This window comes from uncultured Fibrella sp., assembly GCF_964250085.1.
In the GTDB taxonomy this organism is placed as follows: Bacteria; Bacteroidota; Bacteroidia; order Cytophagales; family Spirosomataceae; genus Fibrella.
Genome location: NZ_CAXUEC010000006.1, coordinates 252,843 through 277,073, shown reverse-complemented (window position 1 = coordinate 277,073; position 24,231 = coordinate 252,843). Strand labels below are relative to the sequence as shown.

Below are 24,231 nucleotides of genomic sequence, written 5' to 3'. Positions count from 1 at the left end.
CTGTTTACCTTGGTAAGATCATGTTGACCACGGCCTTGCGGTCGGTGCGGGTGTCGGTGGGGCGGAGGCGGAAACTGTAGCTGTAGGTGCGGGTGGCAGGAAGCTGGTATTCGGCGTGGGTACGTGGTGTCCAGCTATCGTCGCCGCCGAGGCCCATCTGCTGGTAGTCGATGTTCACCACCGTTGTGTTGCCGTGCTCTACGGCTTGTGCGTGCGGATTTTTGGCGGCTAGCAGTGCTGCGTCGGTGTAGTCGCGGGCGTTGACAGTCAGCAACCCCGAACCGGCACCGCTGGGTTCGGCCATGATCAATAGGCCCGTGGCGGGATTGCCGCCATCGGTCAGGTGCGCCCAGCGAACATCCGTCTTGTTGCCATTTTCCTGCGCCATCGTATACGGGAAAAACTGATCGGCCACTGAGCCCGAATATAACCCCACAAAGGCCGCATCTTTCCGGTCCTGATAGCTCTCGAATGGGCCACGCCCGTACCAGGCCAGGGCACTCATGCTGGCGGGCAGGCTGAGCTGCATACCCACCCGGGCCAGAGGAGGCAGGCCCGCTCCCGACGTACCTGCGGTGCAAGTGGTCGATACCAGCACGTCGCCCGTGCCGTAGACCAGGTACTCGGTGGTTTGGCGAATGGTGCCACCCGTCATAACGAGGTCATTGACGCAGGTAACCCGTACCCGCTGCGTGCCCAGCTTCTCGATGCGCATCTCCACGGGGGTCACCACCGGTTTGTCGACACCGGCCTTTCGCCAGCGGGCGGCAAACGAGGCCGCCCCGCCGCCTTCGTCATTATCCGTTGGCACGCGGTAAAAATCAGGCTTCAGCAGGCCACCCATTGCCTCGCCCTGACCAGCCAGCAGGTCTTTCCCTTTATAAAGCCACTGGCTCAGGCCGCCGGTCGTGCGGTTGAAGAGCAGGCTGAAGTCTGCTCCGCTCAGAGATACGCCAGCAGCCGTAGGCGCCGACTTCAACGCGGGAATACGCGAGATGCCAACGACGGGCGGCATCGGAATGTCGGTTTGAATCGGGAATTGCTCGGCGGCTACTTCATGACCGGCGGCGGCCCAGGGTGTTGCTTCTTTGAGTTGCAGACTTAGCACCAGGAAGTACTCGCTGCCCGGTTCCCGAACGGCCGGAATGCTGTAGGGCACCGTCACCTGAATGGTTTGTCCGGCGCGGGCGGTCAGCGTGGGGACCGTGCCCTGCTGCACCACCTCGCCGTTGCGCATGAGCTTGCAAACCAGTTTCAGGTTGCTGAGCGTCTGGAAATCGTAGGCGTTTTTGAGGTTGACTTTGGTCTGCGTCGCGGTCAACGGTTCGGGCACAATGAATTTTACGTAGCTGTAGGCCCGCTTCACTTCGTTCAATTCGGGTTGAGGCGTGCGGTCGGGGTTCACCAGCCCGTCGCAGGCGTTGGCTCCGTCGATGTAGTTGATGTGATCGACGTAGAACTGCCCGTTCTTATCGCGCAGCGTCAGCCCCTGATCGGCCCAGTCCCAGATGAACGCGCCCTGTAATCGCGGGTATTTGTCGATTGCATTCCAGTAGTCTTTCAGGTTGCCCACGCTGTTGCCCATCGCGTGCGCATACTCGCAGACGATCACGGGGCGGGTGGGGTCTTTTTCCATCAGTTTCACCATCTCATCCACCGACGGGTACATGGTGGCAATGATATCAAAGCTGCTGAGCGTGGTCTGGTTGTAGGGCTTTCGACCTTCGTAATGAATCGGGCGGGTGGGATCAACGAGTTTGATGATACTGGCCATGTCGTTGAAATTCTGGCCCATGCTCGTTTCGTTACCCAGCGACCAGATCACAATCGACGGGTGGTTCTTGTCGCGCTCCACCATTGCCCGGCCCCGCGCCACAAAGGCGTCGCGCCATTCGGGCCGATCGGCTATTTCGTAGCCTTTATACCACAGGTCGTGGCTTTCAATATTCGCTTCATCAATCACGTACAGGCCGTATTCATCGCAGAGGTCGTACCAGTCCGTTACGTTGGGGTAATGGCTGGTTCGCACTGAGTTGATGTTGTATTGCTTCATCAGCCTGATGTCGCGGATCATGCTTTCCCGGCTGATGACGCGGCCCGTGTTGGGATCGAATTCGTGGCGATTCACACCCTTGAACGTCACCGGTTGCCCATTGATGAGCAGTTGACCACCCCGCATTTCCATTTCCCGAAACCCGATCTTCTGACTTACCGCTTCCGTTGGTTGCCCGTCGGGGCTCAGCAACTGCAACGTAAAGGTGTACAGGTTCGGCATTTCAGCCGACCATAACGCCAGATTGTCAACGGGTTTGCTGAGCCGGATAATCCCTTCCTGCTCCGAGCCAACGGCCGTTTCCGACGAGATGATATCTGTAAAAACCACGTTCTTGTCGGTATCATAGAGCGTTGCTTTCAGCCGGTACTTAGGCATTTGTTGCCCCGCCAGATTGCGCACATAAGCCGTCATTTTCAGGAGGCCAGTCCGGTAGGCGGGTTCATCGAGGTTCGTCGTTAGCTGAAGATCGCGCAGGTACAGCCTGGGACGGCTGATCAACGATACATCCCGAAAAATGCCCGATAGCCGCCAGAAGTCCTGATCTTCCAGATAGCTCCCGTCCGACCAGTTGATGACCTCCACCGCCAGCGTGTTCTCGCCCGCCTGAAGGGCATCGGTGATGCGAAATTCGGCGGGTGTCATGCTGTCTTCGTGGTAGCCAACGTACCTGCCATTCACAAACACCCGGCAGGTAGACTGCACGCCGGCGAAGTGCAGAAACGTTTCCCGATCGCCCCAGTCGGTCGGGATGGTGAAGCGTTTTCGGTACAGACCCACCGCGTTGGTATCGGCCCGAATCAGGGGGGGCGTGGCCGGAAATGGATGCTTTATGTTGGTGAAGATCGGCCGGTCATACGGGCGTCCTTCCCGCGCACCCACCACCTGCCAGTTCGATGGCACCGGTAAATCATCCCAATCCTGATCGCGGGTAGCCGGGTTACCGAAATCGGTCGTGACGAGCGTAGGATGCTTCACCCATTTGAATTTCCAGACGCCATTGAGTGACTGAATGCGGGGCGATGTGCTTCTGTAGTCGGTAATAGCTTGTTGTTCAGCAGGAAAAGGCCAGAGCGTTGTGTGTGGTGTCTCCGTGTTCTGGCTGCTCACTTTCGGATTCTCGTACATCGGAATTTCAACGGGCTGTTGCGCGAGAAGGGAACCGGTCAGAAATGCCAGGAGAAAGGAAGATCCAATCGCGACACGAAGGAGGTAGGTAGACATAAAGAACGGTATAGGTTGGGCTGTACGGTAACAAAGCGGGAAGATAGTCGATTTACGTAAATCGACTATCTTCGTCTATGCGTATTCCTGAAGAGACCGTCGAGCGTATCCGGCAGGCTGCCGATATCCTGGAAGTGGTGGGCGATTTTGTGTCGTTGAAGCGGCGGGGGAGTAATTACATTGCCTGTTGCCCGTTCCACAACGAGAAATCACCCTCGTTCAATGTCAACCCGGCGCGGCAGATTTATAAGTGTTTTGGCTGCGGAAAAGCCGGAGACTCCGTCCGGTTTGTTATGGATGTGGAGAATCTGGGCTATGGCGAAGCCCTGCGTTATCTGGCCAAAAAGTATAACATAGAGATTGAAGAACAGGAGGTTACGCCCGAAGAACAACTCAAGCATACCGAGCGCGAGAGCCTGTATATCGTGCTCAACTACGCCAAAACGTTCTTTCAGGAGCATATGCTGAAAACCGACGAGGGACGAGGTATTGGCCTGAGTTACTTTCGCGAACGGGGCTTCTCCGACCCAACCATTGCCGCCTTCGATCTGGGCTACAGCCCCGATCAGTGGGACGCCCTGCTCAAAGACGCACAAACAAAAGGCTATAATCCCGAACTCCTCGGCAAAGCAGGACTGACCGTGACGCGCGAGGAGAGCGGCAAAATTTTCGACCGGTTTCGGGGGCGCGTCATGTTCCCGATTCATAACGTATCGGGTCGGGTCATTGCGTTTGGTGCCCGTATTCTGAAGGTCGATCCGAAAGCACCGAAGTATCTCAACTCGCCCGAAACCGAAGCGTATCACAAAAGCCAGGTGCTGTACGGCATCTTCCAGGCCAAGCAGACCATTCGGCAGGAAGACGTTTGCTACCTGACAGAAGGCTACACCGACGTGATTTCGCTGCATCAGGCGGGGATAAAAAACGTGGTGGCTTCGTCAGGTACGTCGCTGACCATCGAGCAAATCCGGCTCATCAGCCGATTCACGCAGAACGTCACGATCCTGTATGATGGTGATGCCGCGGGCGTGAAAGCGGCCCTGCGTGGGCTGGATATGGTGCTGGAAGAAGGCCTGAACGTCAGCGTAGCCACCTTCCCGAACGGCGACGATCCCGACAGTTACGTTCGGAAAGTAGGTGCCGAAGCATTCAAGACGTACCTGAGCCACAATACGCAGGATTTCATCGCCTTCAAAACGGCGGCGCTGCTCAAAGATGCGGGCGACAGCCCGTTCAAGCGCGCAGAGGTGATCACCGAAATTGTGGGTAGCATCACCCGTATTCCCGACCCCATCAAGCGGCAGGTCTTTTTCCAGTCGACCGCCCGGCAGCTTAGTGTCGATGAGCAAACGCTGATTTCGGAAAGTAACCGTCTGCTCCGCAAACAGCACGACACGCAGCTTAAAGACTACGAACGCCAACAGGAACGCGATGCTCGAATCGACGCCCGCAACGGAAAACGGAACGTACCTGACGATGGCCCACCGGCCGATTTCTTCAACGATTTCCTCGACGAAGCCGGTATTGCGCCCGCCCCAAAAGACGATAACGTACCTGCTGGACAGAATGGAACGAGGCAAGGTGCACCCGGAAATAGCTCCGGCAGCGCAACAGAAGACAGAAGACAGAGGACTGAAGACTCAGCTCGTCCGCCGCTGGCTTATCAGGAAGAAGAGTGCATCCGGCTGTTGATGAATTACGGCACCCGCGAACTGGAGCCGGGCATCACCCTCTGCCACTATATCCTCAGCGAACTGAACGGAATCGACTTCCAGCACGCGCCCTACGACCTGATTCTGACACTCTACCGGGAAGCCTTCAACCGGGGCGAAACCCTGACCGCCGACGATTTCGTGCAACAACGGCCAACGGTCAGCGAAGCGCCGATTACGCCCCAACAGGCCAACGGTCTTCAATATCAGGCTATTAGCCTCACCACGCAGCGGTACGAAATCAGCAACCAGTGGCAGGACAAGTTCCATATTTTTGTGCCGTCTGAAGCCGACATTGGCGTACTGGCCGAGGCGGCCTACGGCAATATTCTGCGCCTGAAAAAGTTGATCGCAGAGGAGCGAATGCACGAACTTCTTCAGAAGATCCGCACCGTCACCGACCCGGCAGAGTCCGATCAGGCGATGGCCGATTATATGCACTTCAAACGCGTCGATGTAGAAATCGCCCGGTTGCTGGGCACGGTTATTTCGGGGTAACGCCCGGTGAACGTACCTGCCGATAACTCAATCAGACTGGCATTCATATAGACTAACTGGCAACAATTGACTATCTAGCGGCGTTGGGGTATCGGGTGGTCACTTCTTAACAAGGCACGAGGTCGGGTATGACGTCATTTTCTGCATTTCTGGAAGTGAAAGGTGAACAGTATCCGTTGCTGGGCTACGACCTGAGCATGCATCAGGAAACGGATTCGCTGGGTCGACCTGCCTCGCCCACGCTGGGCGGCACCATCCAGTGTGTGATGAGTGCGCCGGGATCGGATAAACCTTTTCTGCTGCAATGGATGTTTTCGCCCACCATGCAGGAGGATGGCCGCATCATTCTGATGCAGGATGCGCCCAGGGCCACGCTGAAAACCATTTCGTTCTTTAATGCCTATTGTGTGGGGCTGCAAACCGTTTTCAGGCCGGGCGATAGCGGCGGGGGCAGTCTGCAGATGCAGGTACGTCTGAGTCCGCAACGGGTGGCCGTAGGCGTGATCGTACACGACAATAACTGGCCGCTGGAAAGCCACGGCGCAGGCCAAAGCTTCGCCTGACAGGAAGTGCCTGTTCAGGAAGCCATTCCTTCAGCCGCCGACAGGGAGCCGGGTTTATTCAGCACCATTACGCATACGGTGCTGGATGTGGCGGGCCTGGTGTCGGTGATCGGCGAGTTGGCCGACGGAGCCAACGCTCTTTACTACCTGGCCGAAGGCAACAAAGTCGATGCCGCCCCAAGTACGATCGCCATGATGCAAATGCGTTCAGGCCTGCATTAACTGGGCCATCAGTGTCATCAGTGTTTGTCAGTTGCAGAGGCTGGCCCTCGGCTCCCCGGATTTTCAGATCAATAGTGTTGCCCGTTATGGGGTTACCCAGCACTGTCACGGTTAGTTGGGAACCCGGCTCTTCTGCCGCCATACGCGCTGAACCGCTGGACTCGGTGCCCCACACGCGCTCACCAGCAATATAGACGGGCACCCGGCTGTTGGCACTGCGCTCGGCGGGTTGCTCCTGCAAAACAGCATTCGGTACGAAGCCCTGTAAGACAATCACATTATTCGTAGAAGCGGAGGCGGTTGTGGAGGTCGGTGAGCTGGCTTTGTAGCTGCTCGACCTGTTCCAGCAGGTTAGATACAATGTCGAGGTCAGCGGGGTGGATGGCCAGTTCCTGATGAAGGCGCACCAGTTTCTCCAGCCGTGCCAGTTGCTCGGGCTGAACATAAACGGCCTGTTCAACCGTGATGATGTTGATCAGGTCGCGTTGCGCCAGATCGTAAAGGAAGGTGATTTCAACCTGATGATGCACGCAGAAATCGTGGGCCGGAATGAGCGCGTTGGTTGGCATAATGGGTTCGGTTAGCGGTTGAGGGCCTTGCGAAGCAGGTCTTTTTGTTCGTCAGTCAAGTTGGTCGGGAGCTTTACCTGCCATTGTACGTAGAGGTCGCCGAAGGTGTTTTCCTGCCGGTAAACCGGGAACCCTTTGCCTTTCAGGCGCACCTTCGTACCGGGCTGTGTTTCCGGTTTCACGGGCACCTTCACCTGGCCAGAGAGCGTTTCCACGACTTTATCGCCACCCAGCAACGCCGTGGCCAGGTCAATCTCTTCCGTTACATGAAGGTCGTTGCCCTGCCGTTTGTAGCGCGGGTCGTCGTCGACGGTGAAGGTGATGTACAGGTCGCCATTCGGGCCGCCGTTTACACCCGGTGCACCGTAGCCCGACAGCTTGATCTTCTGCCCATTTTCGATCCCTGCATAGATGGTGATACCGATGGTCTTGTCGCCAACGGTCAAGGATTGTTTATGCGTCGTGTAGGCGTCGCGCAGGCTGAGGCGGAATTCGGCTTCATAATCCTGGCCGCGATATTTGGCCTGCCGACGGCCGCTACCTGCGCCACTTTCTGAGCCAAACATCGACGAGAAAAAATCAGAGAAGCTATCATCGCCAAAACCACCGGAATAGGAGTAGCCGCCGCTACCGCCCGCCTGCTGATACTGGGTACGTTGCTCCCGACGAGCCTGCTCAAACTGCTCGGCGTGTTGCCAGTCTTTCCCGTACTGGTCATATTTTTTTCGCTTGTCGGGGTCGCTCAGTACTTCGTTGGCTTCGTTGAGCTGCTGAAATTTCTTACTGGCTTCCGAGTCGTTGGGGTTCAGGTCCGGGTGAAGTTTCCGGGCCAGCTTCCGATAGGCTTTCTTGATCTCCTCGTCCGTTGCGGTTTTGGAAACACCCAGCACGCTGTAGTAATCTATATAGTCCATTGTTTCGAAAAGAGTCAGTTTATGGCTTCGTGGTTAGTCGTCAGCTACTACGCTAGAAACGTAAATGATTGGAGTAAGGTTACCACTGTATCATGACTCCATACACCATTCCTGCCCAGACACGCATTGGGCACATTCATTTGAAAGTAGCCGATCTGAACCGGGCACTGGGTTTTTACCGGGATTTGCTGGGCTTTGAACTGGTTACCCTGTACGGTGATCAGGCGGCGTTTATTTCGGCGGGTGGCTACCACCATCATATCGGCCTCAACACCTGGTACAGCAAAGACGCGCCGCCCGCGCCCACACGCGCCGCCGGGTTGTTCCATACGGCTATTCTGTACCCCACACGCCGCGATCTGGCGGTGGCACTTCAACGCCTTATCGACGCCAAATACCCGATCACCGGCGCGTCGGATCATGGCGTATCGGAAGCAATTTACCTGAACGACCCCGACCAGAATGGCGTAGAACTATACTGGGATCGCCCCTGCGACGAGTGGCCCCAAACCGCAGATGGGCATATCGAGATGTATACCCGCTCCCTGAATCTGAACGGCCTGCTGGCAGAAATAGAGCGTTAATAAACGGTTTCAACAAAGTGTGGCGGATCCTGTTTACCTCTTGATTGACAAACTCGACGTACACATGATCCGCTACATACTGCTTGGCTGTATTGGCCTGGGCTTACTGGCCCGGTGCCAGCAAAAACAAACCGAGTCAACCGCTTCCAGCGACACAACGGCCACGGCCACCGAAACAACCGTCCCCACGGTTGGTAATCCGGTGCTGATGACCACCCTGCCCGACAAATACAATACACCCGACGGGCTGGCCGTGGCTCCCGATGGAACGGTTTACCTGTCGGTGCCTAATCTGGCCGACAACACGTACCCGGGCGTTCTGCTGAAGATTGTGGGCGACTCGGTGCAGTTTGTGAGCGACCTGCCCATCCAGCCCGACACCAAACATGCCTGCCCGATGGATCTGGCCTTTGGGCCGGATGGTAACCTGTATTATGCCGAAAACCAGTACGAGAACAGCAAAGACTTTAAGTCGCGGCTGATGTGCATCGGCATGAAGGGCGGTAAGGTGCAGGCGATCAGGCCGGTGGTAACGGGCCTGGCCCTGGGAAACGCCGTAGTCTGGAAAGGAAACACGCTATACATGACCGACAGCCAGTGGGATATGCCCGGCGACACGACGGGCAGTGCTATCTTCCGCTTTACGCTTGCCGAATTGACCAAGGCCGCCGCCGGGTCGCCCATCACGTTGAAGCAACGCACAATGGACCCGCACGTGCTGACTACGTTTACCACGAAAGTGAACGAAACGGGCCTCGACAATGGGGCCGACGGCATGGACTACGACAGCCAGGGCAACCTGTATACAGGTACGTTCGGCGACGGTACCCTGTATAAGGTAACGCTAAAACCCGACGGTACGTTTGCCTCGAAGGAGGTGCTGACCGTAAGCAAGCCAAACAACTGCGTCGATGGTCTGATCATAGACCGGGCCACCAACACGATGTACTTCTGCAACTCCAGAGAAAACGCCATCATGACCGTTAATCTGGCCAACGGCACCCTGACTACGCTGGCGCAGAATGGCGATACCGATGGTCATGACGGTCGACTGGATCAACCCGCCGAAGTGTTGCTGAAGGGAAAGCGGCTCTATATCAGCAACTACGATAAGCCTGATAAGAAGTTTGTGAACAAAAACGCCGACGAGGTGCACACCATGTCCTACATCGATCTGAAGTAAAGCCGGTCGGCTTACATAGAGTCGTCCTCGACCTGTAGCTGCTTGTAAAGGCTGTTGGCGTGTTCCTTGGCGCGTTTGAGCCGCATTTTCACCGCACTGGGTGTCAACCCCTGGCGGAAGGCAATGTCGTTGATCGACGTGCCAATGCCGTATTTGCTATACAGTAAATCGCGCTGCCCGGTGGGAAGCTGATTAAACAGTCTTTCGTAGGCAGGCTGGTTGTTTGGTTCGTCGAAAACCGTTGTCCAGTGTGTGCCGGTTACGCTGAACTCAAGTCGGTAACGTACCCAGAGTACCTGTTCGCGCTTGCGCCTTCGGAGTTGGTCCAGGCAATAGTTGGCCGCTACCGACCGGAGCCAGGTGCCGAAGAGCGATTTGCCCCGGAAGGTTGCCAGCCGATCCATCAGCCGCATGAAAATTTCCTGCACGAAATCATCCGCATCGTCGGAGTTGCCCATGTAAGTCAGACAGATCTGGTAGACCCGCTGGCGATGGCGGTTGTATAAGCTGGTAAAATACCGTTGATCGTTTGTCTGGAGGTAAAACGCAATCAACTCCTGATCAGAAAGTGGTTTTGTTACGAATGAGGAAAGCATACTAAGCTGGATAATGTACGTGTACTGATGAGTGGCGGGGCGGCTTGGAAAACCACGGTTGCCAACAGCGTCAGGCTGCGCAACTGACTGGTTAAAAACACAATACGCCGATAGGTTATTTAAGTGATACAAATAACTGTACAGTTGTAGTACCCGTTTTAGCCAAAATGAGCCCCGAATTGGACAAAATCAGTTGTTGAACCGAGAAATTGGGTACTTTCACTAACATTAAAGTATCTATTCGGTGAGCCGGTTACATGCCTACTTTCGTCAGTATCTGTTAATGGGTTATTTTCTAATCCAGGCTGGTACTGGCTTTGGCTCAGGCAAATAGCCCCGCCGGGGTGCCGGTTATTGCCGCCGATCCGCCTTATATTGTTCAGATACGTCACTTCTCGGTTGAGCAGGGGCTAGCCAACCGCTCGGTGGTTGATATGGGTCAGGATGCCCAGGGATTCATGTGGATTGGTACGCTCAATAATGCCTATCGGTTTGATGGAAACCGCTTTCTGCCCTTACCCGACCAGTCGCGGCCTTCGCGTGGTCAGTTGCCCGCCTATGTCGACAGAATCAGGGCCGATCAGGCCGGTTCGTTATGGTTTTTTAAAGCACGCTCCGAAAGGGATCAATGGGTTGAGCAGTGGGTGCCTGGCAAACAGAAACTGGTTCTACACACGGTTCCGGTGCCTTCGTCGCCCCACTACCATCTTTTCCCAACCTATGTAATCGGTCAGCGTGGGCAGACTACGGCAGCGGCCAAACCGCTGGTGCTTTTCCAGCCATGCGGCCGGGTTTATCGCTACAAGGCAAACGCGACACTAAAACTCATTTACAGGTCACCCACCCCCGTTCTGCTAAACTCCGTCTCGTCTACGGCAACGGGCGATCTGTTGTTGATCAGCAGCGACACCACAAAGACGCACTATTCACTTGTTGCACTCGACTCAGTGGGAAACGTCCGGCGTCGGCAGGCGTTGCCCAAACTGATGCGGCCTGTTTGTACGGATGCGCAGGGCGGTATTTACCTGGTTAAACTAGTGGAAGGCAGCGATAAACCAGGTACGTTGCCACGCCTGGAAGCACACCAGTTTACCGAGTTTATGTATCGGCTCACCCCTGGCGGGCAATTGACCAATATGCCCATCGGGTTTGTGAATAGCCCTTTCCTTGACTTGCCCGAGCAGGGGCAAACGCCTTTTTCGCGAATAGACAACCGGGTTGTGTACGACGCCCACCATGACCTGTTCTGGTTTATGGGTAAAAGCGTATTTTTTGCCTGGAGCCCAACCCGGGGCGTTGTGTTTGATCTGGTTGCTTCCGGTTTTTCGCTGGCCCAGATACCGGTGAGCTTCAGTAGTTTGCACATAGATCGAACTGGTGTGGTCTGGCTGGGGTCGAGCAACGGGGTATTGCTGTTTACGCTCACGCCAAATCAGTTTTCCCGGTATTTATACCGGCAACCCAACAAGGCCGGCGATTTTGGGGCCGCTACCCGGGGGCTTTTGCAGGTAGGCAATCACCTGTGGATCAACGCCACAACGAGCTGGCTTGTTGATCTGAAGACGGGTAGCCGTGCGCTGGGCCTGCCTTTGCCTTTGGTCGAGAAAGCCAATCTGTATAACCAGCAGCCCGTTGCCAGCGCTGGTGGCGGGGCTTTGTGGAGTGGTCATGGGGGGCTGTCACTGATTGACCCGTCGAAAAAAACAATTACGCAGTATCCGCTGCGGGGCGAAAAAAACATGTGCTGGGCCATCAGTGCCGACGGGCGCAACAACCTGTGGCTTGGCTACAATGAGGGGATGGGCTATTTCGATGTAGCTCAAAAGCGCGCCGTTCCGTTTACGCGCTATAACAACTGGCCCGAACTGGCCGTCAATCGAGTCAACGGGTTTTTTCCCGACCGGCAGGCTGGGGGCCTGTGGGTGGCATCGACTTCGGGGTTGTATGTGCTGGATACGCTGCGTGGCATCGTAGATCGCTATAGCGTGGAGCTACCGGCCCCGAAAAAACTGCCTTTCAACCACATTACTTACCTACACGCAGACCCAGACCAGCCGGGGCGGTACTGGCTGGCTACGCGTGGCGGTGGGCTGGTACGCTGGGATCGCGCCACGGGCCAGTATAAGCAATATACACAGGCAGACGGGCTATTGAATTCGACCTTGTATTGCCTCTATACCGACCACCCCGATCCGGCCCGCCGAGGGGATAAAAACCGGCTTTGGTTCACAACAGACTATGGCCTGGTAAGCTTCGACAAAAAAACCGAGCGCTTTCAGACCTATCTGCCCAAAGATGGTATCTCGCACGAAGAGTTCAACTTTACATCCAGCTACCAGGCCCCCGATGGCCGGTTGTTTCTGGGCGGGCTGGATGGCGTAACGGCTTTCTGGCCCAATCAGATGCAGGCCAGCGCGTCGATAAGCTCCCCATTGGTTGTTACCCAGTTTCAGCAGCTTGACGGTAATAACGGGACCATGACCGACTATATGGGTACGTACCGACCCGAGCAGCCAGTTCAGATTCTGCCGTCGAGCCGGGCGTTTTCCCTGTCATTTGCTTTGCTTGATTACCGGTTTCTGGGGCAGACCCGACTTTGGTACCGCATTGGGGGCTGGCAGGAGGCCTGGGCGACACAAAATCAAACTGATCTGCGTATCAATGGCTTACCCGCGGGCGACTACCAGCTCGAGGTGCGTATGCAGAACATGAACGGGCAGTGGGTGTCGGATACACTGACTATTCCGGTGGTTGTTCATCCGCCGTTCTATAAACGGATGTGGTTTATCGTACTTTGCTTTGTGGTTGCTGTTGGGGGGACACTGGCCCTATTTCGGTGGCGTAATCGGGTATTGGTTGAAGAGACCGTTCGGCTCGAAGCGGAAGTGGCCAACCGTACGGCCCGAATCAAAGGTGATAAAGCCATTATTGAGCAACAGGCCGCGGCGCTTCGGGAAAATGCTACCCTGAAGGCCCGCTTTTTTGCCAACGTTACCCATGAGTTTCGCACGCCATTAACCCTACTCCTTGGCCCACTAACGTACCTGACCAAACTCCATACCGATGCTCCGACCCAGCGATTGCTGTCGACGATGGAGCGTAACGCCCGGCACTTGCAGGAACTGGTCAACGATTTACTTGGCCTGGGAAAACTCGAAGTAGGCCAGCTACAACTCGATGCGCAACCGGCTGATCTGCGGGCGGTAATTGCCCGCACCGTAACCGCCTTTAGCACACAGGCCGGTTTTGCCGCTATCTCGCTGGAGATGGTGGGGCTGGACCGGCCCATCGGTATGCTGCTCGACGCGCCGAAGTTCGAAACTGTATTGCGTAACCTGATTGCCAACGCTTTACGGTTTACGCCTAGTGGCGGAACGATCACGATTGAACTACACGATGCCCAAGGTCAGGTACGTATATCGGTGAAGGATACCGGGCGTGGTATTCACCCCGACGACCTGCCTCATGTGGTGGAACGGTACTATCAGTCGAGCAGGCCCGAAGCACCGTTGCAGGGCGGAACAGGCATTGGGCTGGCCCTTTGCCAGGAATATTGCCAGTTGTGGCAGGGGATACTGACGATCGAAAGTGCGCTGGGAAAAGGAAGTACGTTTACGTTTACGTACCCTAAACGAGCGGTGGCGCTCCCGGAAGCCGTTCCGTATCCGTTGTTGGCGGAGCCACTTCTGGCCGAATCAGTAGCCGAAACAGAAACGGCTACCCAGCCAGAACGCCTGCTGATCGTGGAAGATAACCCGGATATGGCGGGTTACATGCAACTCTTACTGGCTCCGCATTACACCTGCCATTGGTGCCGGAATGGTGTTGAAGCACTGGCCTGGCTCGCCGCCGGGCAAAAGTCAGGTACGCTGCCCCATCTGATTCTGACCGATATGATGATGCCCGAAATGGATGGTATGACCATGCTGGAAACCATTCGGCAGGAGGGGACCCTACGGTATATTCCGGTGATCATGCTCACGGCCCGTTTCAACCAGGATGTGCGCCTGCGGGCTTTGCAACTGGGGGTAGCCGATTACCTCACAAAGCCCTTCGATGAAGATGAGTTGTTGGCGCGTGTTCAGAATCTGCTCGACCGCGCCCACGAACGGTCCTTCTGGTTGCCATCGATTGGTGAGACCCCCATCGCCGATGAGGCAATCAACGGTGGGGGCGCATCCGGTGCTGACGCTATCTGGCTACAACGTATTCAAACGCTGGTTGTCGATAGCCTGACCGACAGCCGGTTTCAGGTAAACGACCTGGCCGATGCCGTCAACATGAGTCAGCGCCATTTCTACCGGCGGTTGAAAACGCTGACTGGCTTTTCGCCCATTCACTTTATGCAGGAAGTCCGCCTGCAAACGGCCTACGAATGGATTGAAGAAGATCGGTACAAAACGGTGAAAGAGGTAGCGCATCACGTTGGCTTTCAGAAGGTTTCGTATTTTTCCCGCTTGTATCAGCAGCGTTTTGGCGTTTATCCGAAGCTTCAGCTTAACGATCAAAACGGTTCGTTATCTGGAGCCGACTAACCAACCCGGGGTAGCCTGTCAACGTACCTACAACGGCTTCAGGACCAGCTTGCGCCAGCGTACTTTTATGCCGCCGCCATCATGGATTTGCAGGGCTATAGACCCATTGGCGGCCCCAATTTTAGCGTCGTGCATATCCACCATCGGCGTACCGTTCAGGTACGTCTGTACATGGTCGCCATCAACGCGTATGCGCAATGTGTTCCACTCACCAGGTTTCAGAATGGTTTCTTTGTCGGGTGGAATCTGTTCCAGCCAGCCCCGGCCATACGATTCGTAGATGCCGCCGGTGTCGTGGTCTTTGGGGGCCACTTCGACCTGCCAGCCGCTGATCTTCGTGCCTTCGATCGACGACCGAAAAAAAACGCCGCTGTTGCCATTCGCCTCCTGCTTAAACTGCACCGACAGGTCGAAATTTTTGTACATCTGCTCGGTTGCCAGATACCCATATTGCTTGTCGGGGCCACTTTCGCAGATCAGCTCACCGTTGTCGACGTACCATTTTTCGGTGCCGTATATTTTCCAGCCCGTCAGGTCTTTGCCGTTGAAAAGCGTAACTTTTTTGGCCGGGGCCATCGCTATGAACAAGCCCGATAGTAAGAAAGCGAAAAGGAATCGAAGCATAAGGAACGTTGGTTTTAGTTTATGTAACACGGACTTCAGACACTTAAAAGCCTACTCAAAAGCCTTCTTTCTCGTCTTCCTTATCTTTCTTCGGCTCCTTTTTGACAGGCTCTTTTTTGGCAACCACCGTCGCTTTTTTGGTCGTATCGGACTTTGCGGGTTTGCCTTTTACCACTGCCTTTTTAGCCGCTGGTGCTGCCGTACCGGCTTCTTCGGCCGAGACCTCGGCGGCAGGATCGGTTGCTTTGGCTGTGGCCCTGGCCGGGTCTGTTTTGCCCGACTTGGCCTTGCCTTTGGCAACTGGTTTAGCCGCCGGAGTTGTTTCTTCGTCGGCGCCAAATCCGTCGGCCTCTTTAGCCACGGCGGTTTCGCCGGCAACTGGCTTGCTGGCTGGTTTGGCGGCTGGTTTCTTGGCAACCGGCTTCGCCCGAACGCGGTACTGCGATTCGTACCGCTCCACAAATAGTACTTTTTCATCGTCCGTAGCGGGCACAATCGTTAGCGGCGACTTGCTTTTATTATTGTTCAGCAGGGCCGTCAGCTTGTCGTTCGTTTCCTGGTCGGAGGTGAGAATGGCCAGTTGACCGCCCCCGCCATTGCCGGTGGGATGGTAGTCGTAGAACGCCCACACATCGTCAGAAGCGGCTACGTATAGGCTTAGCTCATCGCCGTTACCGCCTTTTCGAATCTCCAGGTAGCCATCCATTTGTGCGTTGATATCCACGTTCTGTAGATTCGAGACACCCAGCTTGCCGATGCTGTAGAAGGCATTGAATTTCTCCGACCAGCGCAGATTTGTGTTCGACAGCACCAGTGCCGTATTCAGTTTGGGCGACGCCTGGGCCAGCGACACGTGCTGGTTCTGCGCTTTATTCCGGTAATCGTCAACCGCCTTCTGACCAATCAGCGGCAATAATTTGTCCGACAGTCGGTTCAGGTCATCGTCGGCGGGGTCGCTGTTTTGTTCCTCCAGGTTGCCTTCCACCAGTTTACCCGCAATGGCCGCGTTGATCTGCTCGGGCACGGCAAACGTCAGCGCCAGGAGCGCGTTGATGCGGTAAGCGGCGCTATCGACGTTGACGCGCGCCGATCCGCTGGCAAGCAGGTACGTGTTCGGCTTGCTGCTCATGAGGTTCATTGCCCCCCGGAAGGTCATAACGCCTTTGTCGTCGTTGAACAGGAAGCTGCTCTCAAAATCATCCTGTAAGCCTTCGGTGCCCACTTTCGGCCCCACCACGAAGGTTTTTTCTTTCTCGTCGTAGCGCATCACGCCGGTTGCCCGGAAGATGTCATCGTCGCGGTTATCTTCTTTGGGCGACAGGAACGATGGGTAAATGCCGGGGCTACCAAACCGGCTCTGGATACCCGCCACCAGCACCTGACCCCCTTCGTTTTTAAGCTTATCATCCACCGGAATGTCAATCGTTTCCACCACGTTGGCCTTGAACGGAATCCAGCCGCTGATCAGGTCGAGGCGTTTCTTGAGCACGGGTTTCACAAACCCATCCAGCGCCAGGTCTTTCTCGGGGGCTCTCATCTGAATGTCGCCTTTGAATTGCATTTTCGAGGTCAGCATCAGCTTGTCGTTCTCGTCAATGTCGGCGCGGGCAACGGTGTAGTAGGTCGTCAGCGGCTGGGCATTGGTGGCTGCTGATCCCCGCTTGCGGCCTGCTGGTTTGCCTGTGGCTTTTGCAGAGGCACGCGTCTCTGAAGCCGCTAGTTTCTCTGCTTCTTTAAACTCGAAGCTACCCATTTTTATAGCTGAGGTATCGCCCTTCGCCTTGGCAAACAGGTACGTTGCATCGCCTGAAAAACGGGTACGTGATGCAATCTGGATATTGCCGTTCCGAAGGCGGTGAAAGCGCGAAATGGTGTCGAGTTCCAGGCGGGCGTTCTTGAATGGAAGCATATCGCCATTGCGCCGAACGGTTACCAGCCCTTTTTCGGGGTAAATCCGGGCATCGGCCGAGTTGATGTACGACACGCCACTGATATTGAGCGTCATCTTATCGACGTCATACAGCCCCGCACCCGCGTTGAAAGTCAGCCCTTCCTGTTCGTCGCCAGTGGCCGTGAAGGTCGAGGTTTTTGCGTCGCCTTTCATGGCAATCGTTTTGCCTTTCATGTTCCACTGCGCCTTGCTGATGTTGGTGCGGTAGGCCGCATACGGAAACTCCATGCTCGAACTCAGCGTATCGTCAACGGCCCGGTTATCGCGGTTAATGGCCAGATCGACAATGCCTTTCACCTGATCAAAATCGACGTCGATACCGGTGCCGAGCAAAATGGGCTTCGGCGCAACGCCTTTCACGTCGGCGGTCGATTCAATCTTGAGCCGGGCGTTATCGGCCAGGAATCCGTCTTTCCCGAACTTGATACTTTCCGATTGCACCTCCGAATCGGTCCGCGTCAGCAGGCCGTTGCCATACAGCCCCGTGGCCCGAACCAGCAGATTGCCCTCCAGTTTGGTGGTGCCGCCGAAGAAGGTAAAGCTGTTTTTCTGGGTGGTAATGACCATGCTATCCGCTTTGGGCCACCATTTCATGCCAAAGTTGGTCAGCGCCACGTTGGGGTAGTAGGTCTGTGCCTGAGCCGATTGAGTGGCGGCTTTTTGCCCTTTCTTTGGTTTGGCAACAGCCACCTTTGTGGCCTGTGCTTCCACGATCTGCCCCGTTTCGCCGGTAGCAATCAGCGAGTCGGGCATGAAGAGGATGTCTTTGGTGGCGAGGGTAGCCGCCAGGTGGGCGATCTCGCCGGGTGCGTGCAGCCCTTTTTTATCCATCACCAGCTCGCCCGTGAGCTTCACCGTCGAGGCCGGCACGCCGTAGAGCGGGTAGGTCATTGCTTTGTGGGTGAAACCCAGCGTCTGGTCAGGCATCGTTTTCAGCTCGGTCTGAAACGGCGGGAAGATGCCGTCGGAATGGAACGTACCTACAAACGAGATGTCGCCCTTGCCCACGCTGTCGTTGTCGATGGCCGGAATCTTGAAATACACTTTCCGGTTGTAGCGCCGGTCGCCGCGGTCTTCCTGATCGAAATAGACGGTCATGCCTTCGGGCATCACCAGCCGTTGCGTGGTCTTTTTGCCCTTCACCTTCCCCGACTTATTATCGGCCGTGGCGAAGAAAACGGAGCCCGGTTTTTCGTATTTGATGTCGCCGCCAATTTCGTCGGTTCGTCCCTGATCGGCCAGTTTTTGCGGGGTAAAGGTGATCGACTCGATCTTGTTCATGTTCAGGGCGAACTTGTCATAGTCGAAGGCCAGATCGATGCCATTGTAGCGCATATTGCCCGACTTCATCTGGCCCGTAAACACCAGCGACCGGCCTTTGCCAATGCGCAGTGTTTTGTTGCTGGGCATGCCATACAGTTTCAGCGAATCGCTGATCGTGAACCGGTCAACGCCCCGGACGGTCAGGAATTTTTCTTTGCTCCCCAGGTCGATGGTGGCGTTGTGTGCCGAATCGTTGCTGTTGAAAAATGATTTCACTTCGAAATTGTCGAAGTCGCGCTTCTCGTTATAAGCCAGGATGTAGAGCGCTCCTTTGCGGCTCAAACGCATCAGTTGCGTGCGCGGGTCCTGCTCCAGATACCCTTCCAGCAGCATTCGGCCCAGCGACCCGCGCAACGCCTGGGCATTCACGTTGGGTACCGACCGGATGATGTCGTCGTCGAGAAATGTCTGCTGTTTGGTTTTAGTGATGTAGTTGCCAATGATCTGCAACGGGTGGAAACCGTAGTCGGTGGCAATATCGGCGTAGCGTTGCGGCTGGAAATAATCGAACGATTCGAGGCGAACGGGTACTTCGCGCTTGGCGCCAATCTGGTAGAAATCGACTTTCTGCCTGGGTACGTCCCACCGAACGATTTCGGGTTGAATGAAAAATTTGTGGTACGTATCCGAGAACGGCACGCGCCCATAGCCCGTCCGGTCGACGCGGCTGAGCGAGGCCACCCGCATCGTTTTATCAAACTTGAACTGAATGGCCGGGTGCGTGAGCGAGTCGGCCGCGTCGATGTACCCCGTAAACTGGGCTGCCGCTGCCGTGATCAGCGAATCGCGGAACTCGAATTTACGGCTAACAGCTTTGAACACCGTTTTACCCGCCCGGTCGGCTACAGTCAGCACGGCGGGTTGCCCATCGGCCGAGGCGCCAACCAGTTGCAGCCCCGCCAATGCCAGCCCACCTTTGTAGCTAATGCCAGAGCCAAGGCCGGGGATGACTTCGTTATTTCGGTACGAGGCAAAGCGCGGATACTGGTCAGGTACGTTGCTAAACCGCTTTTTGCTGATATACTCGAATACACCCAGGATCGGTTTCGCTCCTTTTTCCATCGTCAGCGATACCTCGTCGGCCGCCAGGCGGGGATTCATCACCACCATACTGTAGTTGGTGAGGGTAACATATCGGTCTTCGCGCTTCTGTAAGGCCCACGTAAACACGCCGCCCTTGCCGACCCAAATACCGTCTTTCAGCATGAAATCGCCCGAGGTGTTGCTCACCAGGGCTGAATCACCGTTGGCTACAATGGCCAGAAACGCGTTGTTCAGCGTAACAACAGGCCCCGTTACGGTTGGAATTGGCCGTTTCTGAATCGGTTTGTACAATACGCCAACCTCATGAGGCTTTGTGGTGTCGAGACCGACCGGGGCATCCCAGCCATCGAAATTTGATGAGGCTGCTACGGTTGCCGTTTCAGACGTTGCCCCCGACGTACCCGTGGTGCCCTCTGGTGAAGTTGCGCCCGCCTTGTCGATCCAGCGAAATGAGAATGTGCCACCAAGGCCATATGTCTGGTTGAACTTAGCGGCGTAGAACTGGCGATGCTGTAAAAACGCCCGGGCAGCATCCATCACGCGGGCAAAGGCCTTGGGGTCATTCAGCGCAAACTGCTTCTCGGCTACCGTCAGCAGGTTATCAATGTCGGGGGTGCTTACGGCAGGTTTAGCCGTGTAGACGATGTGGTACACTGAAGCGAGTAGCGGCGAGAAATGCGTGGCGGCCTGATACCGTTTCTGGTTCATCTGCCGACAAAGTGCCATCAGCCGGTCGCGTTGCGAAGGCGTCAGCGTCGACTCGCCCCAGAGCGACTCAAAGTCTTTTTCAACCTGCAACGCTGCTGGCCCGCCGGTGGCCATGAGCTTCTGTAGGTCGGGCAGAAACTGCTCGGCTTTATCCGACAGTTTCACGTTCTGCGCCTGGGCCAAAACTGAGAGAAAAAGACAGGTAATGAGTGCTATACGCTTCATTGTACTTAACTAGTCAGTAGATGTTGTTGGTTGTACTGCACTACAGTTTAAACAGCACTGACGCCCATTGGTTGCGCGTCAGTTGGGTAACAATAGACAGGCCACTTTCGACCGCTTTTTGGGTAATATCAGGGGCATCATGTTCGTAAAAACCACTCACCAGCAGATACCCGCCCGGTGTCAAATGCGATACGTACGCCGGAATTTCGGCCAGCAATACGTTTCGGTTTATGTTCGCTAACACAATGTCGAACTGTTCACCGGCCGGCACACCTTCGATGGTGCCGCCGAAGACACGTACCTGCGGGCAGTGATTCAACGACGCATTCTCGATGGCATTTTCGACCGCCCATTCCTCAATGTCAAATGCCAGGGCATCCACCGCCCCCAGTTTAACCGCCAGAATGGCCAGAATACCCGTTCCGCTTCCCACATCGAGCACCGTTTTTCCGGCCTGGTTAAGGCCCAGTTGGTGCTGCATCATCATGTGGGTTGTTTCGTGATGCCCCGTACCAAACGACATTTTTGGGTTAATCACCAGGTCGTAGGTGAACCGGTTGTCTGGTTCATGAAAAGACGCCCGTACCCGTACCGATGCTGCATCTGTCACTACCTCGATAGGCTGATAGTTCTGTTCCCATTCGGCGTTCCAGTTCTTCTTTTCTAACGAAGTAACCGTGTAGGCTATTGCGGTTTGCGCCTGATAACGAGCCACCATCTCGGCCATGGCATCTGCATCGAAATCGTCCTCAGGTACGTAGGCGTTCAGTCCTTCGTCGGTCTCGGTGAAAGACTCAAAACCAAGCTCGGCGAGTTCGGCGGTAAGGATGTCGGCAAAGTCAGGCGAAAGAGTAAGCTGCAGTTCGATATAGTTCATACCTCAAACTTACGCATCTGCCGGTTTATAGTCGCACACAGCACCAGCCGTGTAGTTGGGTGGTGTAAAGTAAGTAGGGCACTTAGTTATGGTTCACTTCGCTCGACTATACGGCTGGTGTCGTGTACGACTATAAGCTGGAATGAGTAACAAGTCAGGATAAAGAGCTATCATTGAGTGAGTTTCGTTATCGTTATTAGTTCCCGCCATGTCACTTCGTGTATTACTGGTCGATGACCACCGTATCATCCTGGATAGTCTTTCGTTGCTGCTCGCTTCGCTCGATGACGTAGACGTGGTAGGCCAACTGGATGACAGCAGGCAGGTATTGCCGTTTCTGGCTGAAAATGCCGTCGATGTTTTATTGTCTGATCTAAACATGCCCCACCTCGATGGGGTGCAGCTGACGATGCAGGTACGGGCGCAATTCCCGAATTTGCCGGTGCTCTTGCTAACCGTTACCGATCAGGCCGATGTGATTCGGGATGCCTACCGGGCGGGCATTGCCGGGTACGTGCTGAAACGCGCCAGCCGGACGGAGCTCGAACGGGCCATTCAAACGGTGGCGCGAGGAAACCGATATTTTGCCGATGCGGTGTTGCACGAATTACTGTTGCCTGTTCGCCCGGCGGTTGATAATGAACCGGAGCCAACGCTGGTTAAATTAACTAATCGGGAGATAGACATTATCCGGCTCATTGCCCGCGAGCAGTCGACCACTCAGATCGCTGAGCAACTCTTTATCAGCGTTGGAACGGTCGAAACACATCGCCACAACATCATGCGCAAACTAGGTGTCCGCAACATGATCGGCATTCTGAAATACGCCCTCCGCTATCAGTTGATTTAGGGATTGGTGATTGGGTATACGCAGGTGCCTTCGTGCATAGCCCCAATACCTAATGGCCAATCAACCGATAACCCTTAATCAAGCGGGAGCGTGACCGTGACGTTGGTGCCCTGATTAAGCTGGCTTGTCAGGCTCCACTGGCCACCAGCAGCCTGTACCCGGCTTTCAATATTTTTCAGGCCCATTCCATCGCCTTCCCTGATCGTATCCACATCGAAGCCAACGCCGTCGTCGCCGAGCGACATCACGATCGAATCTTTTAACTGGCTCAGGCTCAGCCAGACGCGGTGCGCATTGGCATGGCGTAGAATATTGTTTGTGAGTTCGAGAATGATGCTGTACAGTGCGAATTTAGTAGTTGGCGACAGGTCCGTCGTGACTGGTTCGGTGACGAGTTGAAAGCGAATGGCGCCCCGATGATTCAGTTGGCCAACGAGTTTACGGAGCACATCGGCCAGAGGCTTTGTCGCCAGTTCGTCGGGCAGCATGTTGTGGGCAATCAGGCGAATATCGGCGTAAAGTTCACCGACCATATTCATCGTTTCGCTGAAGGTAGCCTGTTCCTGCACCGACCATTTTTTGGTAGGCATGGCCTCCAGCCGCCATCTGATTGCGGCTACTTTGGTATTCAGGCTATCGTGAAGTTCACCCGCCACTCGTTTGCGCTCCAGCGTTTGCCCACGGGTCAGGGCTGTTTCTATCTCGTTGTTTTTGAGGGCCAGCGACTGATTGGCCTGCCGTAGCCGCCGGTTGACGTAGACCAGTCCACCTACCAGCAGCACTGCCAATGCCGCTAGTCCCAGCCCGTAATTACGCGTCTGAATGGCTTTTTCGGTTGTTAACCTGCTAATGGTGAGGTCTTTTTCGGCGGCTTTGTATTGCGCCTGCAACTGGTTATACTGCGCTTCTACGTCGGTTCGTTTCAGGCTGTCGTTGGTCTGGTGATATTGGTCGAGCCAGGTGAACGCTTCCCGATCGCGCCCGCCATCGCGGTACGCATAGGCGAGGGTACGTTCGGCGCGGGCAATCATTTCGGGCCATTTAGACCGTTGGGCGTAACGCAGGGAGGTATCGGCGTAGGCAATGGCTTTGGCATACTGTTTTCGGCTGATACTAATATCCGTGAGGTCACTGTAGATGGCAAAGGGAACAATATAATTCCGGGCCGACAGGGCGATTGCCAGGGCTTTCTGGCGGTAGATACTGGCTTTTTTATCGTTGCCGAGCCGGGCATAGCAGGCAGAGAGCATATGCGGATTATCGGCTTTCAGATTAGGGCTGGTTGTACGAGGCAGTAGTTTTTCAACAGCCAGGTAGTAGGAGAGTGCTTTCCGGTAGTTACGAACGCCGAATTTTTCGTAATAGTTATAGTCGCCGTAGTAATCCAGAATCCAGCAGAGGTTATTGGTATTCCGGTCGTGGCGGGCTAGTGGTAAGGCAACACGCAGCAGTTGCTGGCAGGCGGCTGTCTGCCCGTTATTGCTCAGGACAAACGCGGCCAGAATGTAGGCATAGGTAAGCTCGTGGGTATCGCCTCCCGCTTTTTTTAGCGAATCGATGGCCGTCAGATAAGCTGTTAACGCAGGTTTGTACTGGCCATTGGCATCGTGCCATTTCCCCACAGCCCGCCAGTAAAGACCTTGGCCCTTCGCCCAGGGAAACCGCGTAAGCATAGCCTTCAGGGTGTCTTTATACGCTTCGGCCCGGGGGTCGTGCTGGTTGCAGAGCCGCTCGGTGAGCAGGTTCGTTGCGAGCCAGATCGTAGTGTCGCGCCCTACAGATGGGGGTTGCTTCGCCAGTCGGGTAATCTTCGTCAATAACGTGTCGATGATGGGGTTGGCGCCCTTCGGTGACTGGGCCAGCGACAGAGCAGGAAAGACGAGTAGCAGGTAAAGTAGACGCATGGATAGCTGGCGGTATGGTGGTTGAAGTAAACCAATAATTGGTTCTTTTCAGGGGGCTTTCCGGCAAAATAC

The 24,231-nt window shown here is 55.4% G+C and carries 15 protein-coding genes; 7 read left to right on the top strand and 8 right to left on the bottom strand.

The window, feature by feature from the left end; all coding sequences use genetic code 11:
* Nucleotides 1-4 precede the first annotated feature (4 nt).
* Entirely contained in the window at nucleotides 5-3,277 is a 3,273-nt protein-coding gene (locus tag ACFE8Q_RS19585) for a glycoside hydrolase family 2 TIM barrel-domain containing protein (RefSeq protein WP_375447128.1), read from the bottom strand.
* 77 nt (nucleotides 3,278-3,354) lie between these two features.
* Between ACFE8Q_RS19585 and dnaG the strand changes: the two genes are divergently transcribed.
* From dnaG to ACFE8Q_RS19570, 3 genes are all read left to right on the top strand, one after another.
* The gene (gene dnaG / locus ACFE8Q_RS19580; RefSeq protein WP_375447127.1) at nucleotides 3,355-5,487 is read left to right on the top strand and encodes a DNA primase; all 2,133 of its coding nucleotides are present in this window, start codon (nucleotides 3,355-3,357) and stop codon (nucleotides 5,485-5,487) included.
* A 128-nt stretch (nucleotides 5,488-5,615) separates the two neighbouring features.
* Nucleotides 5,616-6,050, top strand: coding sequence for a type VI secretion system tube protein TssD (gene tssD, locus ACFE8Q_RS19575; protein ID WP_375447126.1), 435 nt, complete (start codon nucleotides 5,616-5,618; stop codon nucleotides 6,048-6,050).
* A gap of 6 nt (nucleotides 6,051-6,056) precedes the next feature.
* The gene (locus tag ACFE8Q_RS19570; protein ID WP_375447125.1) at nucleotides 6,057-6,272 is read left to right on the top strand and encodes a hypothetical protein; all 216 of its coding nucleotides are present in this window, start codon (nucleotides 6,057-6,059) and stop codon (nucleotides 6,270-6,272) included.
* Nucleotides 6,273-6,550: 278 nt separating this feature from the next.
* Here ACFE8Q_RS19570 and ACFE8Q_RS19565 read toward each other — a convergent pair whose 3' ends face one another.
* Nucleotides 6,551-6,841, bottom strand: a complete 291-nt coding sequence (locus tag ACFE8Q_RS19565) for a chaperone modulator CbpM (protein WP_375447124.1) — start codon at nucleotides 6,839-6,841, stop codon at nucleotides 6,551-6,553.
* Between the two features lie 11 nt (nucleotides 6,842-6,852).
* The gene (locus ACFE8Q_RS19560) at nucleotides 6,853-7,755 is read right to left on the bottom strand and encodes a DnaJ C-terminal domain-containing protein (protein ID WP_375447123.1); all 903 of its coding nucleotides are present in this window, start codon (nucleotides 7,753-7,755) and stop codon (nucleotides 6,853-6,855) included.
* Nucleotides 7,756-7,847: 92 nt separating this feature from the next.
* Between ACFE8Q_RS19560 and ACFE8Q_RS19555 the strand changes: the two genes are divergently transcribed.
* Both ACFE8Q_RS19555 and ACFE8Q_RS19550 read left to right on the top strand, forming a co-directional pair.
* The gene (locus tag ACFE8Q_RS19555; RefSeq protein WP_375447122.1) at nucleotides 7,848-8,339 is read left to right on the top strand and encodes a VOC family protein; all 492 of its coding nucleotides are present in this window, start codon (nucleotides 7,848-7,850) and stop codon (nucleotides 8,337-8,339) included.
* Between the two features lie 64 nt (nucleotides 8,340-8,403).
* Nucleotides 8,404-9,522, top strand: coding sequence for a hypothetical protein (locus tag ACFE8Q_RS19550; RefSeq protein ID WP_375447121.1), 1,119 nt, complete (start codon nucleotides 8,404-8,406; stop codon nucleotides 9,520-9,522).
* Nucleotides 9,523-9,533: 11 nt separating this feature from the next.
* Here the strand turns inward: ACFE8Q_RS19550 and ACFE8Q_RS19545 are convergent, their stop codons facing one another.
* Nucleotides 9,534-10,118, bottom strand: coding sequence for an RNA polymerase sigma factor (locus tag ACFE8Q_RS19545; protein WP_375447120.1), 585 nt, complete (start codon nucleotides 10,116-10,118; stop codon nucleotides 9,534-9,536).
* A gap of 317 nt (nucleotides 10,119-10,435) precedes the next feature.
* Here ACFE8Q_RS19545 and ACFE8Q_RS19540 point away from each other — a divergent pair, with 317 nt between their 5' ends.
* Nucleotides 10,436-14,653: an ATP-binding protein gene (locus ACFE8Q_RS19540; RefSeq protein WP_375447119.1), complete on the top strand. Its 4,218-nt coding sequence runs from the start codon at nucleotides 10,436-10,438 to the stop codon at nucleotides 14,651-14,653.
* 27 nt (nucleotides 14,654-14,680) lie between these two features.
* On the opposite strand, the gene ACFE8Q_RS19535 is transcribed toward ACFE8Q_RS19540, so the two are convergent.
* From ACFE8Q_RS19535 to prmA, 3 genes are read right to left on the bottom strand one after another with little or no spacing between them, the layout of a single operon-like run.
* Nucleotides 14,681-15,277 carry a DUF1080 domain-containing protein gene (locus ACFE8Q_RS19535; RefSeq protein ID WP_375447118.1) on the bottom strand — a complete coding sequence of 199 codons (597 nt, stop codon included), beginning with the start codon at nucleotides 15,275-15,277 and terminating at the stop codon, nucleotides 14,681-14,683.
* A 55-nt stretch (nucleotides 15,278-15,332) separates the two neighbouring features.
* Entirely contained in the window at nucleotides 15,333-20,528 is a 5,196-nt protein-coding gene (locus ACFE8Q_RS19530; RefSeq protein ID WP_375447117.1) for a hypothetical protein, read from the bottom strand.
* Nucleotides 20,529-20,568: 40 nt separating this feature from the next.
* Nucleotides 20,569-21,405, bottom strand: a complete 837-nt coding sequence (gene prmA / locus ACFE8Q_RS19525; RefSeq protein ID WP_375447116.1) for a 50S ribosomal protein L11 methyltransferase — start codon at nucleotides 21,403-21,405, stop codon at nucleotides 20,569-20,571.
* Nucleotides 21,406-21,613: 208 nt separating this feature from the next.
* On the opposite strand from prmA, the gene ACFE8Q_RS19520 reads away from it, so the two are divergent.
* Entirely contained in the window at nucleotides 21,614-22,255 is a 642-nt protein-coding gene (locus ACFE8Q_RS19520; RefSeq protein WP_375447115.1) for a response regulator, read from the top strand.
* 74 nt (nucleotides 22,256-22,329) lie between these two features.
* Here the strand turns inward: ACFE8Q_RS19520 and ACFE8Q_RS19515 are convergent, their stop codons facing one another.
* Nucleotides 22,330-24,159, bottom strand: coding sequence for an ATP-binding protein (locus ACFE8Q_RS19515; RefSeq protein WP_375447114.1), 1,830 nt, complete (start codon nucleotides 24,157-24,159; stop codon nucleotides 22,330-22,332).
* Nucleotides 24,160-24,231 lie beyond the last annotated feature (72 nt).

Coding starts and splice junctions, on each gene's coding strand:
- ACFE8Q_RS19585 (WP_375447128.1), bottom strand. CDS start 3,277: ATGTCTACCTACCTCCTTCGTGTCGCGATTGGATCTTCCTTTCTCCTG.
- dnaG (WP_375447127.1), top strand. CDS start 3,355: ATGCGTATTCCTGAAGAGACCGTCGAGCGTATCCGGCAGGCTGCCGAT.
- tssD (WP_375447126.1), top strand. CDS start 5,616: ATGACGTCATTTTCTGCATTTCTGGAAGTGAAAGGTGAACAGTATCCG.
- ACFE8Q_RS19565 (WP_375447124.1), bottom strand. CDS start 6,841: ATGCCAACCAACGCGCTCATTCCGGCCCACGATTTCTGCGTGCATCAT.
- ACFE8Q_RS19560 (WP_375447123.1), bottom strand. CDS start 7,755: ATGGACTATATAGATTACTACAGCGTGCTGGGTGTTTCCAAAACCGCA.
- ACFE8Q_RS19555 (WP_375447122.1), top strand. CDS start 7,848: ATGACTCCATACACCATTCCTGCCCAGACACGCATTGGGCACATTCAT.
- ACFE8Q_RS19550 (WP_375447121.1), top strand. CDS start 8,404: ATGATCCGCTACATACTGCTTGGCTGTATTGGCCTGGGCTTACTGGCC.
- ACFE8Q_RS19545 (WP_375447120.1), bottom strand. CDS start 10,118: ATGCTTTCCTCATTCGTAACAAAACCACTTTCTGATCAGGAGTTGATT.
- ACFE8Q_RS19535 (WP_375447118.1), bottom strand. CDS start 15,277: ATGCTTCGATTCCTTTTCGCTTTCTTACTATCGGGCTTGTTCATAGCG.
- ACFE8Q_RS19530 (WP_375447117.1), bottom strand. CDS start 20,528: ATGAAGCGTATAGCACTCATTACCTGTCTTTTTCTCTCAGTTTTGGCC.
- prmA (WP_375447116.1), bottom strand. CDS start 21,405: ATGAACTATATCGAACTGCAGCTTACTCTTTCGCCTGACTTTGCCGAC.
- ACFE8Q_RS19520 (WP_375447115.1), top strand. CDS start 21,614: ATGTCACTTCGTGTATTACTGGTCGATGACCACCGTATCATCCTGGAT.
- ACFE8Q_RS19515 (WP_375447114.1), bottom strand. CDS start 24,159: ATGCGTCTACTTTACCTGCTACTCGTCTTTCCTGCTCTGTCGCTGGCC.